15 protein-coding genes are annotated in these 17,191 nt (G+C 65.0%); 3 read left to right on the forward strand and 12 right to left on the reverse strand.

Annotated features, from left to right (window positions below):
• Positions 1 to 125: 125 nt before the first annotated feature.
• From QM732_RS09150 to QM732_RS09165, 4 genes are all read right to left on the reverse strand, one after another.
• Positions 126 to 890, reverse strand: coding sequence for a 3-oxoacyl-ACP reductase family protein (locus tag QM732_RS09150; RefSeq protein ID WP_415655857.1), 765 nt, complete (start codon positions 888 to 890; stop codon positions 126 to 128).
• A 128-nt stretch (positions 891 to 1,018) separates the two neighbouring features.
• Positions 1,019 to 2,071 (reverse strand): alpha/beta fold hydrolase, encoded by a 1,053-nt coding sequence (locus QM732_RS09155; protein ID WP_415655858.1) that lies wholly within the window; start codon positions 2,069 to 2,071, stop codon positions 1,019 to 1,021.
• A 404-nt stretch (positions 2,072 to 2,475) separates the two neighbouring features.
• Positions 2,476 to 3,510, reverse strand: coding sequence for a glycosaminoglycan attachment site (locus QM732_RS09160; protein WP_415655859.1), 1,035 nt, complete (start codon positions 3,508 to 3,510; stop codon positions 2,476 to 2,478).
• 195 nt (positions 3,511 to 3,705) lie between these two features.
• Positions 3,706 to 4,686, reverse strand: coding sequence for a DNA-binding protein (locus QM732_RS09165; protein WP_415655860.1), 981 nt, complete (start codon positions 4,684 to 4,686; stop codon positions 3,706 to 3,708).
• A 108-nt stretch (positions 4,687 to 4,794) separates the two neighbouring features.
• Here QM732_RS09165 and QM732_RS09170 point away from each other — a divergent pair, with 108 nt between their 5' ends.
• A complete protein-coding gene (locus tag QM732_RS09170) occupies positions 4,795 to 5,889 on the forward strand; it encodes a site-specific integrase (protein ID WP_415655861.1) in 1,095 nt (364 codons plus the stop codon).
• Between the two features lie 79 nt (positions 5,890 to 5,968).
• Here QM732_RS09170 and QM732_RS09175 read toward each other — a convergent pair whose 3' ends face one another.
• Positions 5,969 to 6,232: a hypothetical protein gene (locus QM732_RS09175; RefSeq protein ID WP_415655862.1), complete on the reverse strand. Its 264-nt coding sequence runs from the start codon at positions 6,230 to 6,232 to the stop codon at positions 5,969 to 5,971.
• 92 nt (positions 6,233 to 6,324) lie between these two features.
• Between QM732_RS09175 and QM732_RS09180 the strand changes: the two genes are divergently transcribed.
• Positions 6,325 to 6,645, forward strand: a complete 321-nt coding sequence (locus tag QM732_RS09180; RefSeq protein WP_415655863.1) for a helix-turn-helix domain-containing protein — start codon at positions 6,325 to 6,327, stop codon at positions 6,643 to 6,645.
• A gap of 75 nt (positions 6,646 to 6,720) precedes the next feature.
• Here QM732_RS09180 and QM732_RS09185 read toward each other — a convergent pair whose 3' ends face one another.
• Both QM732_RS09185 and QM732_RS09190 read right to left on the reverse strand, forming a co-directional pair.
• The gene (locus QM732_RS09185; RefSeq protein ID WP_415655864.1) at positions 6,721 to 7,452 is read right to left on the reverse strand and encodes an MbcA/ParS/Xre antitoxin family protein; all 732 of its coding nucleotides are present in this window, start codon (positions 7,450 to 7,452) and stop codon (positions 6,721 to 6,723) included.
• A 112-nt stretch (positions 7,453 to 7,564) separates the two neighbouring features.
• Positions 7,565 to 8,488, reverse strand: coding sequence for a LysR family transcriptional regulator (locus QM732_RS09190; RefSeq protein WP_415655865.1), 924 nt, complete (start codon positions 8,486 to 8,488; stop codon positions 7,565 to 7,567).
• Positions 8,489 to 8,730: 242 nt separating this feature from the next.
• Here QM732_RS09190 and QM732_RS09195 point away from each other — a divergent pair, with 242 nt between their 5' ends.
• Entirely contained in the window at positions 8,731 to 9,225 is a 495-nt protein-coding gene (locus QM732_RS09195; RefSeq protein WP_415655866.1) for a hypothetical protein, read from the forward strand.
• Between the two features lie 75 nt (positions 9,226 to 9,300).
• Here QM732_RS09195 and QM732_RS09200 read toward each other — a convergent pair whose 3' ends face one another.
• From QM732_RS09200 to QM732_RS09220, 5 genes are all read right to left on the reverse strand, one after another.
• Positions 9,301 to 10,317 (reverse strand): hypothetical protein, encoded by a 1,017-nt coding sequence (locus QM732_RS09200; protein ID WP_415655867.1) that lies wholly within the window; start codon positions 10,315 to 10,317, stop codon positions 9,301 to 9,303.
• A gap of 146 nt (positions 10,318 to 10,463) precedes the next feature.
• The gene (locus tag QM732_RS09205) at positions 10,464 to 10,967 is read right to left on the reverse strand and encodes an OsmC family protein (RefSeq protein ID WP_415655868.1); all 504 of its coding nucleotides are present in this window, start codon (positions 10,965 to 10,967) and stop codon (positions 10,464 to 10,466) included.
• A 107-nt stretch (positions 10,968 to 11,074) separates the two neighbouring features.
• Positions 11,075 to 13,126 carry a TonB-dependent receptor gene (locus QM732_RS09210; RefSeq protein WP_415655869.1) on the reverse strand — a complete coding sequence of 684 codons (2,052 nt, stop codon included), beginning with the start codon at positions 13,124 to 13,126 and terminating at the stop codon, positions 11,075 to 11,077.
• A 168-nt stretch (positions 13,127 to 13,294) separates the two neighbouring features.
• Complete coding sequence (locus QM732_RS09215) at positions 13,295 to 16,108, reverse strand: ATP-binding protein (RefSeq protein ID WP_415655870.1); 2,814 nt, start codon at positions 16,106 to 16,108, stop codon at positions 13,295 to 13,297.
• Positions 16,109 to 16,256: 148 nt separating this feature from the next.
• The gene (locus QM732_RS09220; protein WP_415655871.1) at positions 16,257 to 17,105 is read right to left on the reverse strand and encodes a hypothetical protein; all 849 of its coding nucleotides are present in this window, start codon (positions 17,103 to 17,105) and stop codon (positions 16,257 to 16,259) included.
• Between the last annotated feature and the right edge of the window lie 86 nt (positions 17,106 to 17,191).

A 17,191-nucleotide genomic window follows, 5' to 3' on the forward strand; every position in this document is an offset into this window, starting at 1 on the left:
TTAGCTTAGGCAGCTTGGGCGATGGCTCGGTCATACCTCACGCTTCACCCCGCGGGCCAGGCCGGCAGCAAGCTTGAGGTAGCCGACCTGGTTTCCGCCCCTCCATTGAGGGGCGGTGCTGAGCATCAGGCCGTGAAACCGCCGTCGACGACGATGTGGGCGCCGGTCACGAACGACGCTTCAGGGCTGGCCAGGTAAGCGACCATGCCGGCGATGTCCTGGCCCTTGCCATAGCGCTGCACGGCGATGCCGGGACGAACGATGTCGGCGACCGGGCCATCAGCCGGGTTCATGTCGGTGTCGGTGGGGCCGGGCAGCACGTTGTTCACCGTGATGCCGCGCGGGCCCAGGTCACGCACGAGGCCGCGGGTGAAGCCAGCCACGGCGCCCTTCGTCAGCGTGTAGACCGACGCCGTCGGGAACGCCGCGTACTCGGTCATCGTGCTGCCGATGTTGATGATGCGGCCGCCGTCCTTCATGTGGCGAAGCGACTCCTGGGTGGCGACGAACACGCCCTTGACGTTGACGGCCAGCACGCGCTCGAAGTCTTCGATCTTCACGTCCTGGATCGCGCCACCGATGCTCATGCCGGCGTTGTTGACGAGGATGTCGACGCCGCCGAACTTGGCAACCGTGTCGGCCACGGCCTGCGCGACGGCGGCGGTGTCGCCGGCATCGGCCTTCAGGGCGATGGCAGTGCCGCCGAACGCAGCGATCTCAGAGACGACGGCATCGGCCTTGGCCGGCGAGCTGGCGAAGGTGATGGCGACCTTGGCGCCGTCGCGGGCCAGGCGCAAGGCGATGGCCGCGCCGATGCCGCGCGAGGCGCCGGTGACGATCGCGACCTTGCCGGTCAGGGGGCCAGAGGCGGAGGTGGTCGGGGTAGACATGATGGGTTCCTTGGAAGTGGGTGGGTGTACGGCGCTAATGTGTCTGCCGCCACCCTTGTTCGGTAGTCCGCGACCGTTTGAATGAGCTTCAAGCAAACGGTCGAAATCGCCGTGCGCAGCGCGCCTGGCTACTTGAAGAACTTGCGCAGCGCCTCGGCCACGAAGGCCGGCTGCTCCTCCGCCATGAAGTGCCCGCTGTTCTCGACCTTCACCAGTTGGAAGTCATTGACCTTGGGCGTGACCGAGGCCTGCAGCCAGTAGTAGCCCGTCGAGCCCAGGCCGAGGACCGGCATCGCCAGCTTCGGGTAGGTCTTCACGTCGATGACGTCCTGCATGAAGGTCTGGTACCAGCCATTGCCGGCCCGCATGGCATCGGGGCTGGCGTAGGCCGCGGCATAGACGGCGCGGTCGCTCGCGGGGATCGATGCGGGATCGAGCGAGAGGTAGTTCAGCATCCAGTCCTGATAGATGTTGAACCGGCCGGCCAGCAGTTTCTCGGGCAGGCCCTTGACCTGGTTGAACGCGAACCACCAGGCATAGGGCGGATGCGCCTCGTCGACCTTTTCGCCGAACTTGTCGATCCCGGGCAGCATCGTCAGCTGGCTGAAGAAGTCGTCCGGGTGCGGCACATCCAGCAGGGCGAGCTTCGTGGTCGCCTCGGGGTAGTTGGCGGCGTAGCTGAAGGCCACCATTGCACCGATGTCATGGCCAGCCATGTGCACCTTGTCGTAGCCCAGCTTCTGCACGAGCTCGCGGATGTCCTTGGCCATGTTCTTCTTGTCGTAGCCGGCCGGCGGCTTGGACGAGCCACCCATGCCGCGCAAGTCGACGGCGATCACGCGATAGGACTTAGCCAGCGTCGGCATGATCTTGTGGAACTGCCACCAGGTCTGCGGCCAGCCCGGCAGCAGCACGAGCGGCGCGCCCTCGCCGCCGATGACGTAGTGCAGGCGCGTGCCGTTGACATCCGCGTAGCCGTTCTCGAAGCCGGGCAGGCTCTTCACGAGCACCGCGTCGGAGCGCGCCGCAACGGGTTTGGGGGTCTGGGCCTCCGCGGTGGAGATGGCACCGGCGGCCATCATGGCCGTCATGGAGATCGCCAGGAACAGGCGCATCGCCGTCTTGACGGTGCGCGAGCGGGCTTGGTCTTTGGGTGCGAGAAAGTCGGTCTGCGAGTTCATGAGCGGTCCTCTCATCTCGATCCAAGGCCCCGCCGACATGGCGTTGCTGTTGGATCAGTGATTGAAAGGATCGTGCTGAGGCCTACCGCGCAAGAGCCTATTGGGAGCGGTCAGGACCTACCCATATTGAGGCAGTCAGCCTTAGCCCCCGGCTGCTGCCAGCGAGCCCTTATTCGTCAGCGCCAAAACTCTCCAGCCAACGAATCGCCCGGTCCAAGTAGGGGCGGCAGAAGAACACCACCATCATGAAGATCGCGAATGACACAAGGGCAAGATAGACGACTGGAAAACTGAGCATGGTCCACCTCCCGATGCTGCCGGGTCACATGGGAGATCCAGCATAGCTTGCGCGCGCGCTGTCGCGCCGCCATGTGTAGCGATGCACCGCGGCTCGCTTGCTGACGCTATGCGGATTGCTCCGACTGATCGTCACGCTCCACGATGGACTGCAGCATCCGCACCTGCAGGAAGTCGTCCGGCGCCCTCTCGATCAGCTCGCCCGTCGCATCGGGCCGGAACTGAGCCACTCGAGGGTGATCGAAGACTTCGTCGGGCAACGGGTGGTCGGCAAAGGGGTTGTGAAGGACGACCAGGCCATCGAGCAGGTGCTCGGAGTAGTCGCGCTTGAGCCGCTGCAGCACCTTCGGATAGATCGTGCCTGCCTGAGGATGGATCGTCGTGTAGAGGGTCGCCGCGTTGGGGTTGTCCGCGACCGCACGCACCTTTCCCCAGGTGGCCAAGGCACTGTAGACCACCGCCGAAACTTCGCGGTAGGTGTCGTCGCAGAACAGGCCGACATCGATGTTGACGTTCTCGTTCTTGGGCGCCGAGGTGACGTTGTAGCTGACGACCTCGGAAGCATCACGAGCGGTCGCTTCCTCGTCGTGGTACAGCCCATAGAACGCGGCAACGACCGGCCGCAGTCCAGCGAAGTGCGCGAGTGGGCGGTCAAATGCCCCGATGCCGACAACGAAGGGTTTCCCGGCGACGTGCGGAAGCGTGGCGTAGTGCTCCTTGTACCGCTTCAACTTGTAGGAAAAGCTATTGCAGATGCGCAGCGCCGCTTCGACGTTGAACTGGTTCAGATCCTCCGGAATGTCGTCCTTCGTCCATCCATAGGCTGGCTTGCCACCTGCAGCCGGCGCTGCGACGGTGGCCTCCAGGTTGAACGGGCGAGGACCACCGATCACGAAGTCGGGCGCGTGGTGAGAGAAGTCGACGGGCAGCGACAGTTCTTTGAGCGACGCATGCAGGTACAGCTCCCACAGGCAGGACTCGAAGCTCAGCTGAAACTCCTTGACGAACTTGCCGTCGCGATCCTCGAAGCCTTGGGCCCAGCGCGCGAACACGTCGCGCTCAGGCGCGTAGTCCCCCTCAAGGATCATCTTGAACAAAGGATGCCAACGGGCCTCCGGGATGACAGGGGTGAACAGGTTCATCTGTTGATGGCTGCGATCAGCTTGGGTCTTCAAAGCGCATGCCTCGGCAGGCGATGCCGGGGCGACTGCTATAGTGAATTTTGAGGTGTGGCTCGGCCACGCCTCCCTGCTTTTCCTCCCTGAGCAGGAGCCTGATCGTGATGACAGCGATAAGGCTTTCCCGCCCCGGCTGTGTCCGGGGCTTCTTTTTGCGCGTCAGGCGGCGGCCTTCTTCTTCCTGGAGCGGCTTGGCACCGCAGGCTCTTTGCGCTTCTCGTCGACGGCGACCAACTTGGCCACGATCTGCTCGGCCAGAACTTCGGACGCCGTCGAGCGCGACAGCAGTTGGTTGGCCTCGGACAAGGCGGCTTCGAGCGCGCGCGCCCGGGTTTCGAGTCGCCCCGTGACGGCCAGCAGTTCCTCCTCACGCCGGCTCGACTCAAGCCGGTGCTGAGTTAAGCGGTCTTCCACGGCGGTCAGCTGGCCCATAGCGGTAACTTCGGCCTTGAGTGCAGCCTCGAAGCGCTTGGCGACCGACTCTGTTGCTTTCTCTGCCTTCGTCCGGAGGACGCGCTCGCGGTCAATTTCCAGAGCGGCGCGACGCTCGGCGCCCGCGGCGCGCTCGTCGGCCAGCGCGATCGCCTTGTCAGCGCGCGCGCGTTCCTCGGCAGCAGCCTGCTGGGCGGCCAGCACCTCGGTCTGCAAAGCGTCGCAGCGCTCGCTCGCAGCACTGGCCTTGGCGGCGGTGCTGGCGTGGTGGATGCGCTCGCTCTCAAGTGCCGCCTGCAGTTCGTCGAGTTGGGCCTGCAGGTGGTTGGCCCGGGTGTTGGCGGAGAACGCCGCCGCTTCCGCGATGGCCGCCCTCTCCTTCTCCGCCTCAACATTGGCCACAGCGGCGGCCAAGCCATCCCTCACGCGTTCGTCGACGTCGCGCCTGGCATCGGCCTGGGCGACCTCCCAGAAGTGCTGGGCCGCCTGGAGAACGGGGTCGGGTATTGCCGCCGGCGCCGAGAAGGCGCCGGGGTCCTTGATGCGGGCGCCAAGGTGTTTGAACCAGGTCTCCAGCATCGGGCTGATGGTGTTCGGCGAGCCACGACCCAGCGCCTGGCGCACCCGTTCGATCGTCGGCCGGGCCCCTTCCAGCAGCAGCGCGTCGCAGGCCTTGAAAACGTCGCTTTCCGTGATTCCGCGTGCCATGGGGCGCTCTCCTTGATCGGTGATCGAGGTTCTGGTTGAATTACTCGCGATAAGGGAAGATTATCGAGAGTAGTTCTGAAACTGTGTAATACATCTTACATAGCACATATGAAATCAGCAAAAAACGCGTTGCCGGCCCTGGTTCTGGCGCCGCTGGCCGCTGGAGTGCCTCGGCTGGACCCGGCCCGGCTCGGGGAGATGGCCCAGGCCGCAGAAGCCGCCTTGCTGCGCCAGGGCGAGAGCGAGAACACATTGCGAAGCTATCGCTCGGCACTGCGCTACTGGGCGGCCTGGTTCGCGCTGCGTTATGGCCAGCCGATCGCCCTGCCCGTCCCGGAGACCGTCGTGATCCAGTTCATCGTCGACCACGCCCAGCGCCTGAATGCCGATGGCCGCCCTGTGAACGAGCTGCCGGCGGCGGTCGACCAGGCGCTTGTCGCCGAGGGCTTCAAGGGCAAGCCGGGGAGCCCGGCCCTCTCGACCGTGGTCCACCGCATCGCGGTGTTGTCCAAAGTCCACCAACTGGAGGAAGTCGCCAACCCGTGCGAACAGCCGCGCGTGCGGGAGCTGCTGTCCAAGACTCGGCGCGGCTACGCCAAGCGCGGTGCCCTGCCCCGCAAGAAACCGGCACTGACCCGCGAGCCGCTTGAGGCGCTACTCGCGACCTGTGACGACTCCCTGACTGGCCTGCGCGATCGCGCGATCCTGTTGTTCGCCTTTTCCAGCGGCGGCCGACGCCGTTCCGAGGTCGCCGCAGCCAGCATGGAGAACACGCGGCGCGAAGGCGACGACTTCGTCTTCACGCTGCAGCATTCCAAGACCAACCAGACCGGCACCGAGCAGGGGGACAACGACAAACCCATCGCCGGCCGTGCCGCCCGAGCCCTGCAGGCCTGGCTCAGCGCCGCCAAGATCACCGCGGGCCCCCTCTTCCGACGCGTGCGACGCGGAAACGTCGTGGCTGAGCCGCTGTCAGCGGCCGCGGTGCGGGACATCGTCAAGAAGCGTTGCCAACTGGCTGGCGTCGAGGCCAGCTTCTCGGCGCACTCGCTGCGCTCCGGCTTCGTCACCGAGGCTGGGCGCAGCGGTGTACCGCTCGGCGAGACGATGGCCATGACGGGGCATCGTTCAACGGCTAGCGTGACGGGGTATTTCAGGCACGACCAGGCCGCGGCCAGGGCGGCGAGGCTGCTCGATCAGTAGGAGACTCTCCCCGGCGAGACGCCCAGCCCAGGGATGCGTCCACGCACCCGAACGCCCCTCAGAAAGATGTGCGGCCCGTCTAGATCACGAACACCGCGTCGAGCGCCCAGAAGCTCCTCTCGTCATAGCGGAGCATGAGCCAAGTCTCGTCGCGGGGCTGCACGATGTGCCGTCTCAGGCAGACGTGACCCGGCCACAACTCCTTCGGCGTCATCAGCCGCTCCAGGTGGTCCGTTTCATCCCGCGCATACCGTGTTGCCGCAGTGGCAACCTCGGTGGCACGGTTGTCCGCGAATCCCAGGGCCTGCAGCCGGGCAGAGGTGGTGTCGACATCGCCGTCCAACGCCACACCAAGGTATCGACCTCGTCTATGAGCCATGCTGTTTGCGCCTTCTAGTTCATAGAGAAGCGATTTTCGCATATTCCATTTTCGCATTGAACCTGATCTCCTTTCCAAGGGATGGGTCGATGCCGAAGCCGTTACACAACGCGCAGTACATGAAGCTGCTGGAACTCTTGCGAGCGGCTCGCGAGGAAGCGGGCATCACGCAGCGGCAGTTGGCCGAGGCCCTGGGAGAGGATCAGTCGTATGTCAGCAAGTGCGAGTTGGGCGTCCGGCGCCTGGACATCATTGAACTCCGCGACTGGACTGGTGCAATGGGGCTGTCTTTCCGGACCTTCACGAAACGCCTGGACCTGGCCCTTGAGCAGGCATCAGCCATCGAGCAGCGGCTCAGGCATGGCGGGCAAAAGTAGAACGGCCGGCGTCCATTCATAGGAAGGCGATGCAGGGTAGGCGCTGCGTGCGATCGCTGGCTGGCACGGAGCGATTCAACCCGGCAGCCCGCCGCGCATTCGCTCAAGAAGGGTCTCCACTTGGCATCGGCCTTCCTCGCTGCCTAGCAGCTGGGCCGGCGTGGCGCCGTTGAGTGCTGGCAGGGGCTCAGCAAGCCAAGCCTCCAGCCAAGCCGAGAGGGCCGCCCGGTCCTGAACACCGCCGCTGTCCTCGATCATCCGCCCCAACTTGTCCAGAAGCGCTGCTTTGGCGCCAGCGTTGTCGAAGTCGGATGTCTTCAAAATGGGCTTGGAGAGAGCTTCTTTGAACTTCTCCAGCCGATTAAGCCCTGCCTGCGGCCCGTCTTCGTTCGTCCATCCGGGAACTGCAGGAGATTCGCTGTAGGCGATTGGCGTTCCGTGCTCGTAGTAGACCTCGTGAATCGCGTACCAAGTCTCCTCGCCGGAAGGGAACTCGATCACGCGGCAGTTCCAGTGCTTGGCTGGCGCCTCGGTGGTCTCTGGAGCCGACGGCTGGCCCGTGGTCGCTGCTCGCGCCGCAATGGCCTGCAGCCAGTCCTCGACGCTGCCGAGCTGGACCACCTCGTCGAGCCCCATGTTTTCCAGCAAGCCGGCCAGCAAAGTCCGCCGCTCAGCCTCGCTGAAGCAGAGTTTGCCGTTCACGAGTTCAAGACGGCCGGGCAGTCGTTCGAGCTTGGCCAAGCCTTCGGGCCCAGTCCACCTCTGGCCCTGGCGTCCGATGCTCCAGCCCTTGATCTCGTCGTCCACGGTGGTCCCCTGACGCCAATACAGGCGGCGTATTTGCGGATGTTGTTTAAGCCATTGATTTACAAGGAGATTATCCAACTGTAGGCCCTGTAGGTCGCCCGAAAGCGCATCCTCAGATGGCCTTTAGCCGTTCAGCCAGCTTCATCTCACGGAACTGCGTGACCACATGGTCGACAAAGGCCCTCGTCTTCCCGGGCAACAGCTTCTGTCCCGAGTAGTAGAGCGAAATCGGGCCATCGTCCCAGTGCCACTGGGGGAGCACGCGTTTGAGCCGCCCCGAATCCAGGTGCGGCAGCGCATGAGGCATCGGGAGCAGCGTCACGCCCAGCCCCAGAACCGCCGCCTGCGTCGCGCCGTGCGGGTCGTTGAAGACGACCTTGGCTGGGAAATCGAGCGCCACTTCCTTGCCCGACTTGTGGCGGAGCACCCTCTGACGCAGGCGACCATGCTGGACCGACCGCATGGCAATCCAGTCCCAGTCTTCGAGGTCCGCCGGAGATCGAGCCTCCTTGCGCGTGGCGACATACTCGGGCGCCGCCACGGCAATCATATGAACGCGAGCCAGTTCACGGGCGACCACCCCCGGCGCCAGATCGAAGCCACCCGCAATTGCCGCATCGAACCCCTCCGTAACGAGATCCACGCGCCGGTTGTCCAGATGCCAGTCCGCCTGCACCTCCGGGTACCGGGCAAGGAAAGCAGGCAGCAGTGGCAGGACGTAGTCCGCGCCGAAACCAGGTGCCATGCTCACTTTGAGCGTTCCCGCGGGCTGGCCTGACTTGGTCGCTGCTGCGGCGATGGCGCTTTGAACGCTCTCGAGTCCCGTGGACACCGAGTTCAAGAAGCGCTCCCCTGCTTCAGTGAGCTTCAGGTTGCGTGTGCTGCGCTGAAAGAGCCTCACGCCCAGGTTCGCCTCGAGCCGAGCGACGTTGCGGCTCACCGCGGCCGGGGTCAGGGCCAGGCGGCGCGCCGCGGCGGAGAAGCTGCCGGCCTCCGCACTGCGGACGAAGGACTCGAGGTTGGCTAACGTTTCCATGTGGTGGATATCCTGTGACGCTGACTCGGGCGCTGCACCGTGATTTTCAACGATTGCTTGTTGCCCCGCTATTCCAATCCAGCCTGATTCAGCGTGCACGCCAAGAGATCTGCGCCACTAGAGCAAGTCGCAACGGCCTGGCCCCCTCTCAATTGGGAGAGGCGCAGCTCATCTCCCGGCAGCAGCGATGGCTACACCAGCCTGGCGGCGTTCGAAGTCGGAGGCGAGACCAAAGTGGTCGCATGGACACGACCAGCGCCAATTCAACCAGTGCCCCTCCGCGCAACTGGACCCTCGACGATGCGGACGACGCTCTCTTCGGCCTGTCCAACCGAACGCGGCAGCATGGAATGGCCGACCTCGATCGTCGGTATCGCGCCAGCGGCGGGCTTCTCAGCTCCGAGCACGTTCTCATGCTGATGCGCGAGCGGATGTCCCAACCCATCTCCCGCCTTGCCCGGTGGTTGGCCGGGAGGCAGCTGGTCCAGATCGCACAACCGACCGTGCTGTGGCTCCCAGCCTTTCAGTTCACACCCTGCCGGTGCCAGTTGCGCCCCGGCGTCTCGGAAACGATCGACGAGTTGTCTCAGGTCCTTGACGACATCGAGCTGGCCTGCTGGTTTGCCTCTCCCAACATCAGCTTGGGCGGCCATGCACCGGCGGAGGTACTGCTGGCTCACCCTGAGGAGGTCAGGCAGGTTGCGCGACTGGATCGGTTCGTGCTGAACCCGCCGTGACGCTCGGCGTTGGCCCCGTCTCGTGCAGTTGGCGCCGCCGGTGCCGGACCCATCCTCCGGGCGCCAAAGCGTGTGCTATCGGAGCGTGAACTTGGCCAAGGCGATCAGCATGCCTGCGATGTGCCGTTTGAGGCGGTAGCTTGCCCGCAAGGGAACCGGCATGACATCCTGAAAGATGATCGGCTTGCCAATGTTCAGCCCTCCGCGCATCACGATGGGTTCGGGATCGAGCGCGTTCAGGCGAGGTGTATGCGGGCTCATCCGCCGCAAAGCCCTCAGGTCCACCTTGCCTTCATCGACCTTGACGTCCTCGAGCCTGAACCTCACGATCCCGGTCGGGCTGCGATTGATCATCACCCATTCGCCTGACTCGACATCCGTGTCACGGCCGGCGATCAGGGCGCTGCAGAACAACACGTCCTCGATGTCGAAGACCTTGTGCAGCTGCACCGGGTGGTGGCTGTAGCCACCATCGTCTGACCAGCTGTTGAGGGTATCCATTTCGACGGCGATCTCCTGCGCTCCGCGCGCAGCGGCCTTCGCTCGCCGGTCGACCAACTCGCCGGCGTATCCCCTGGTACCCGAGTCGGAATCGATGCCTCGGATGGCCGCTCCGCTTTGATCCTGGACGCCGCGTCGCAGCGCTACCCTGCTCACGTTCTTCGCCTTCAACTGGGTCTGCACATGCGCGTAGAGCCGCTGCAATTCCCGCACGGACTCGGCAACGACCTCTGGTGTGAGCAGAGATTTCATGGCGAGAACCTCATCGCGGAGCACGTTGTCTCCGTGCCCCGCGAGTAGTCGGTCTTCCATGAACGGAAGCCGGTGAACGTTCAACGCCTGTTGAACCAGCCAGGTGAGGACCATGGCGCCCAGGGCCTTCGAGTGGGGCCAGGGCTTGATCAGCACGCCGCCGACTTCAGAGGGGTCCTGGTCGCGCTGAATCAGCGCGCGCAACAGCGGCTGCTGGATCTGGAACTTGAAGTCCGGCGAGTGCTTGGTGGTCTTTCCGCGCACCAGGGCTTCGTTGTGGGCACTGGCGTCGTCGCGCCAGAGGGCGTACTGACTGATTCTTGGTGTTGTTGTCTGCATGAAAGTCCCTGGGGTACGGTTCAAGGCGCGCCGGCCTCACTGGGGCTGCTCGCGGCCTAGCTGACCATTTTCGGCAATTCGTACGGTGGGACTGGGGCGCCTCTCGGGAGCGCATGCCGTCCCTGGAGCAGCCTGCGGGATGGCCCTCAGTTGTCACCGACGCCCGCCACCGGCTCCTGGCGCTGCTGTGCGAAGGTGAGGACATCCACCTGGTCCGCCAGCAGCAGCTGGATCGGTGTCTGGTCGACGAGTGCCAACATCCGGTTGAGCTCTCGTGCTGTAAGCGAGCCTGTGACGTCGATGGTGCGGGTCATGCGGCATCGCGCGCCGGCGAACTCGTGCGATACATCGACGCGGATGGCGGAGATGGGCAGCAAATGCTCCTGCCGGGCGACCAGCAGCAGATCCAGGGTCGACGCGGCCAGTGCGGCGTCGAGCAAGTCATGGGGTCGAGTCGCAGGAACCTGGACGAAGGTCTCGCCGTAGGGGATCTGGATCTCGCCCGCCTGGCCGGCCTCGATGGCCGACCAGCACGCGGTCACGCCAACGGGCGCGGCAGCCCTCGCTGAAGGGGCGAGCCTCGGCGCAGGGGGTAGGTCCCGCCGGTTTTTCATCATCGGCCAGTGGGGGTCATGTTGAGCCTTCAGCATCTCTCGATGCCATCTCGCACGCATCGCTAGACCGGGGTTTGAGGAACTGTCGAGACCAGTACACCTCGCACTCACCCGATTGGGAGAGGCGCTTTGCCAACCGAGCCTCAAAGATCCCAGCGCACCGACACCAACGCCGTCCTGGGGGCGTTCCAGTAGACCGAATCGACGCCGAGCGGTGGAATGCGCGTGCGCAACGAAGCGATGTCTCGGCCCGCCAGGTTCTTGACCATCAACGATGCAGACCAGTGCCCCGATGAATCGCGGAAGGTAACGCCCGCATCCCAGAGGGTCTGCTCCGGCGTCTTGAGGTCTGGCGTGTTGGCCAGGTCTGAGAAGCTCGATCGCACATGCCGAAGCGTCGACGTCCACTCCAAGACGCCGACTGCTGACAGTGGGGACTGGTGCCGGAGCGTCAAGCCCGCGCTGCCAGCGGGTGCGTTGGGGAGCCGCCGTCCGACGACGGACCCGGCCAACGCTGTCTGGAACTCGTCGATGCGCGAGCGTAGCAGCTCCATCGACAGCTCCAGGCTCGTGCGAACGCCAAGCTGAGCCGCCAGCTCGACGTCAAGCCCCCAGCTGTGCGCACGGCCGGCGTTGATCAGCACAGGTTCGGGGACCAAAACTCCGTCGATGGTCGTGTTGTTGAGCGAAGCCAGAAGGTCGCGATATCGGTTGTAGAACGCGGCGACGTTGAGATCGAGCCTGCCCTCGGCATGTCGGCTCTTGCTGCCGAGCTCCAGCGTCGTCACTTTCTCGGGCTTCGTGGCGACCCGCGCCGCCCTCTCCGACTCGGCCGCGCGGTTGAAACCGCCGAACTTCGCGCCCTGGGTGGCGCTGGCGTAGACGAAGGCCGTCGGGCTCCACTGGGATTCCACGAGCAACCTCGGGGTGACACCACTGTCCTGCGTGGACAAGTCCGGAGCGGTGTAGACCTGTGCGCTCCGCTCGCCAGCGCTGTTCAGGCGCCAGAACGCGTTCGAGCCCTCCTGCTTTGTCCGCCAGCCGCGGAGCCCCACCGTCACGGAGTTCCTTGCGTCAAGCGCGAAGCGTGCTTGGCCGTAGACGCCGACGTCCGTCGTTCTGAGCTTGGACCAGGCCTCCGAGCGGCTGGGGGCCGGCGCGGCCAGCGGATAGGTCTGCGTGAACCGGTGGAAGTCGAAGTTGTCGTGCTGGGCAATGGCGCCTACGGTCCAGGTCGCGCTGCCGCGAACGCCACGCAGTTGGAACTCCTGGGAGGCGGCCCTCTGCGTCACCCGTTGGCGTAGCCCGAAGCGCTGGACCTCAAGCCCACCCACATCCACCAGTGTTGGATCGTCATCAAAACCACGCCAGGCCGTGATGCTCTTTGCAGTCAGACCCTCGCCGAGCTGCCAGCGGACGGTGAGCGTCGCCCCGAGCGCATCGCGCTCGAAGTCTCCGTTGGGCACCGAGGTGAAGCTGCGCCGCGGCGCAGCATCGGGATGATTCAGCGGGAAGTTTTGGGTGCTTGTGTCCGAGCGATCCTGCAACCCGTCGATGGCCAGCACAACGACGGGACCCTCCCCCTGCCCCCAGCGCAGCTTCGCGCGCCACTGCAGCGTGTCGAGCTGGTTCACCCGCTCGCCGGTCGCGGCGTTGTAGCCAAAGCCGTCGTTCACACGCCTGGAAAACGCAAAGCTACCGGCCAGCGGGCCCTCCCCCAGCCGTCCCGCCGCATAACCACGGACACCTCTTGAGCCCAGGTTGCCGGCCATGACCGCACCCCACAGTTCAGGATGGAAACCAGGCTCCAACGAGACCAGTTTGACTGCACCGGCGGTGCTGTTCTGGCCGTGCAGCGTTCCCTGTGGACCACGCAGCACTTCAATGCGTGCGATGTCAGGCAGATCCCACAGCGCGGTACCGTAGCCACGTACCAGCGGCACGTCGTCCAGATAGATGCCGACGGCCTGCGACATCGCGGGCTGCGACGCACCGATCCCACGGATCGCGACCGCCTGCGGTTGGTTGCTGAAGCCGTTTGGGACGACGACACCGGCCACCCTTCCTGTCAGATCGCTGAGCTGCGTCAGCCCCTGAGCCTCGATGTCGCGCGGATCGACAACGACCGCGGAGACCGGCGTGCGCCGGAGCATGGTTTCCGCGCGCTCGGCGCTGACGACGACATCGGGCAGCACCGTCTGGGCGCCTGCCGTGCTGGTGGCGAGAAGGAGGCCTGGCAGAACTTGACGGCGATGCGACATGAACAGTGAAACCGAGCGTGGCCTATGGGACATGAGGACATGATTGCCCCAGACCGTCAGGCTGACGAGTTAAAGGCCGTTAAATCTCGTCGCCTGTGTCGGTCAGGCCTCAGCAAGGGCCAGCGCCGCCAGCACATCGCGGGTGTCCAGGCCTTGCCTGAGACGGCGCACCACGGGGCGAAGAAGGGTCCGCGCCTTTCCTGGCCGGTTCGGCATCCACAGCTCGGCCAGCGAAGTCGCGCAGCGCAGCTCCCACGCCAAGGCTCCCTGCTCCCGCGCAAGGTCCAGCGCCCGGATCAACGTCGCCTCCGCCTTGGCCGGTTCTTCCCCAGCCAACCGCAGCGCGTGCACGCGCAAGACCTCCGGTGCGCACCAGTTGCTCGTGCCGGCCTCGACGCGCGCCAGTGCCCTGGGGTGCCAAAGGTCGCGATGCAACGTCACGAAATTCTCGAACCGGAGCGGGTCATAGGGAGGTGGCGACCGCCCTTGCGGCCGCAACGCGTAGTCGAAGCCATCAGCCCAGGCCTGCCAGTACGGGGAGGGATACCGCTGCATCAACGTGTGCAACCGATCGATGCGGGCACGGGCCAGTTCCAGGTCACCCCGCCACAGGGCAATTGGGACCGCGGCCATGGCAAGAACCAAATATTCGGCGATGACGTGCTCTCCCGCCGCCAGGTCGACGGCCTCGCCGATCCGCTCGGCCGCATCGTCCGCCCGCCCTTCAAGCCAGTCCGTGCGCGCGAGCACGATGCGCATCGTCACATGCACACTGGTCTGGGACGGGCCGTACACGAGGGGAAAGCGCCCCTGCGGGTACTGCATCACCCTGGTCGCAAACGCTCTCGCCGTCTCGTGATTGCCCATCATGTGGTTGGCCTGGGCGAGCATCCGCTTGGCAATCAACAAGGCAATGGCGTCGTCCCGTGCTTTGGCCAGCGTCTCCAACCGTTGGGCCCATTCCGCGGACTTCGCGTACTCGCCCGAGGCATAGTCTTTCGCCCACAGGCCCACCACGGAGGGTGTCATCGCTTTGGCATCCTCCCGATCGGGCACCAGGTCAAAGGCACGCTGGTACGCGATCGCCATCTCCGGGCTCGGTCCCAGAAGCTGGTTGAACAGGCTGCCCAGCGCCGTGTACAGGCGTGCAGCCGTCTCCCGATGGTCTCCAGGCAGCTGTTCCAGCACCGAGATCGCCTGCTGAACGCGCGATCGAAGGTCATGCAGGACCACCAACTCGAAGGCCAGCGGAGCCACCGCGACAACCAGCTTGACGCCGATTTCGTCGTCCCCGTCAGGTCCGAACGCCCAGTCCAGTGCGGATCGAAGGTCGTCGGTGAACCTGGCGTGCTGAGCCAGCCAGGCCGACCGCGACAGCACATCCCAGTCCGAGGCGCTGCGCTCGTAGTGGTCGAGCAGCATCAGCGCGTGTCGCATGCCAAGCATGCTGTGCTCTTCGCTCTCAACCAGCAACTCGCCTGCGTAGGCGCGGGTGACCTCCAACATGCGATAGCGCGCGACGTCCCCGCTGGCGTCGATCGAGAGCAGCGAGCGGTCAGCGAGTGCGACCACCCGCTGCTTCACCGCCACGGCGCTTAGCTCCTCGTCGGCCACGACGCTGGCCGCCTCCTCAAGACTGAAGGAGCTCTGGAACACGCCCAATCGCCGCATGACACACCGGGTGTCCTCGGGGAGCAACGTGTAGCTCCAGTCCAACAGGGCCCGCAGCGTGCGTTGCCTGGGCTGCACAGTGCGCAAACCGCTCGCCAGGAGGTGCAGCCGCTCCTTGAGGTTGTCGTAGATCCCGTGCAGCCCCAGCGTGTCGACCCGGGCCGCGGCAAGCTCGATCGCCAAGGGCATTCCGTCGAGCTCCCGGCAGAGGGCCAGGGCCAAGGGAGCGTCGGTGTCGGTCAGGGTGAACGAATCGAGGCAGGCGGTCGCCCGCTCGACAAATAGCTGGACCGCCGGCCAACGCATGGCTTCCGCAGCCGTGGCAAGCAGCAGGCTCACGTCCGAGCCAGGCAGTCCTAGCGGTTGCACTCGGTGTAGCCACTCGCCCTCCGCCCGCAGTGGCTCCCGGCTCGTGGCGAGCACCCACAGGTCTGGGGAGGCGCGCAAGAGCGTCTCCGCTGCGGCCGCTGCGCTGTCCGCCAGATGCTCGCAGTTGTCCAGCACCACCAGCATCGCTCGCCCGGTCAACTGCGCGGCCAGGCGCTCCAACTGCATCGGGCCGCTCAGCGTGAGCTGCATGGCGGACACGATCGCGGACGGGACCGCATCTGCCTCCGAGATCGGCGCAAGGTCCACGAAGAAGGCACCGTCCGGCAGGTGTGGCAAGAGTTGCTCCGCCACGGCCACCGCCAATGTGGTTTTGCCCATGCCTCCCGGGCCGACGATCGTGATGAAGCCTCGCTGAGGCAACTGATCCACGATGGCCGCAATGGCCTGCTCGCGACCGAAGATGCGCCCGGTTCGGCGGGGAATGTGATGCGGTGGCAACTCAGGCGCCGCCGTCGGTATCTGGGCCGGTGCGTCGTCGATGACGGTGACGGGGGCCGTGAACGTATAGCCCCGGCCAGGAGCTGTGGCGATGAGCCGGCCAATGCCCTCGACGTCCCCAAGAGCCTTGCGCAGGGCCGCGATTTGCACGCGCAGGTTGATCTCCTCGACCACCGTATCGGGCCACCCCCGCTCCATGAGCGCGCCCTTGTCGACGAGGGTGCCGGCCTGCTCGACGAGCATCGTCAACAGTTCCAACGCTCGACTGCCGAGACGGATCGCGTTGTCGCCGTCCAGCAGTCGCTGACGAGACGGGTACAGCCGAAAGTTGCCGAACTGGTAGACCACGTCGGCGGCCAGGCGGGCGACTGGAGGGTTATGCAAGCCCGGTGGTGAATGCGTGTCGGATACCTTCATCGGCGGGAAAGAGCCATGCAGGCATTGGAAATGCTTCCAACCCCACGCTTGTGACAGATGAGGCCAGTTTTGTGTCAGCTGTCATGTGGCGCCACGCTATCCCAAGCAGCGCTGCCGGCCTGCCCTGCACCACGCAGCGGGGTAAACCTCAGGCAGGCAACCCCACCGGCGGGCGACAGTGCAGTTGCCCATCGGGGCGCAGCAACCGAAACCAGCGCTGCAGCTTCTTTTCCTCGGTCGCCAATGATCCTTCCAGCACACCCTGGATGAGGTACTGCTGGTCGAGCACGTCATGCTCGAGCTCCGTGAAGGCCTTCCTGCCAAGTTCGGGGGGCATATCGTGGGCACCCAGCCTGTGCGTGAGTTCCATGGCGAACAGCAGTTTCACCTGCATCAGCCTGAAGCTGACCCAGTTCTCATCGACGATCTCGGCCGGCGGCGCCTGTAGACCGCCTTGTCCAGGGGCGCTGGCCATGCTGTCGTAGAAGGTCTTCATTTGGGCAGGGGTGGCGACGATCTCTTCCGCGATCTCGTGAGAGTTCCGGCGTGCGTCATCAGATCCTCTCGTGAGTTGCGGAAACAGCCTGCGCACGGCGTCGACGATGCCGCGATAGCGCAGGACCTCCGACTTCAGGTATTCGGCCTGCTCCGCAAGCATCTCGGCTGCCCACGCCTCTTGATTGGATTCCGGCGCCAGCGCGGCGAGCAGCGTGTGCTGATGGACCGCCTCGACATGGTCTGAGGGACGGCCGCAGCATCTGTGCGAACGCATCTCGATTTGCAGCAAGACGTTCAGCGATTTCAGCGGAACGACGGCGACGTCAAGAGCGAGAAACTTGTTGAGCAGGCTTGATCGTTTGGGCTCGTCCGCCGACACCATCTCATAGAACAGCACGCAGGGCATCAGCAGCGTGTGTGTCGCCGCCAGCTCGCGGATTGCGGAGCTTGCTGCACTTTGGAGGTAACTCTTGTCGAGCAGGACGGTGGGCTTGACCATGCGAGCAGGATAAGACCCCAAGCAGTGGTCTCACTGCCAGAGGCGAGGCACAGGTATCAGGTCGGCATCAGCGGCGCGACATCAGG

The sequence above is a fragment of the Roseateles sp. genome, from assembly GCF_047654805.1.
Lineage (GTDB): Bacteria > Pseudomonadota > Gammaproteobacteria > Burkholderiales > Burkholderiaceae_C > Pelomonas.

Coding starts and splice junctions, on each gene's coding strand:
- QM732_RS09150 (WP_415655857.1), bottom strand. CDS start 890: ATGTCTACCCCGACCACCTCCGCCTCTGGCCCCCTGACCGGCAAGGTC.
- QM732_RS09155 (WP_415655858.1), bottom strand. CDS start 2,071: ATGAACTCGCAGACCGACTTTCTCGCACCCAAAGACCAAGCCCGCTCG.
- QM732_RS09160 (WP_415655859.1), bottom strand. CDS start 3,510: ATGAACCTGTTCACCCCTGTCATCCCGGAGGCCCGTTGGCATCCTTTG.
- QM732_RS09165 (WP_415655860.1), bottom strand. CDS start 4,686: ATGGCACGCGGAATCACGGAAAGCGACGTTTTCAAGGCCTGCGACGCG.
- QM732_RS09170 (WP_415655861.1), top strand. CDS start 4,795: ATGAAATCAGCAAAAAACGCGTTGCCGGCCCTGGTTCTGGCGCCGCTG.
- QM732_RS09190 (WP_415655865.1), bottom strand. CDS start 8,488: ATGGAAACGTTAGCCAACCTCGAGTCCTTCGTCCGCAGTGCGGAGGCC.
- QM732_RS09195 (WP_415655866.1), top strand. CDS start 8,731: ATGGACACGACCAGCGCCAATTCAACCAGTGCCCCTCCGCGCAACTGG.
- QM732_RS09200 (WP_415655867.1), bottom strand. CDS start 10,317: ATGCAGACAACAACACCAAGAATCAGTCAGTACGCCCTCTGGCGCGAC.
- QM732_RS09205 (WP_415655868.1), bottom strand. CDS start 10,967: ATGCTGAAGGCTCAACATGACCCCCACTGGCCGATGATGAAAAACCGG.
- QM732_RS09215 (WP_415655870.1), bottom strand. CDS start 16,108: ATGAAGGTATCCGACACGCATTCACCACCGGGCTTGCATAACCCTCCA.
- QM732_RS09220 (WP_415655871.1), bottom strand. CDS start 17,105: ATGGTCAAGCCCACCGTCCTGCTCGACAAGAGTTACCTCCAAAGTGCA.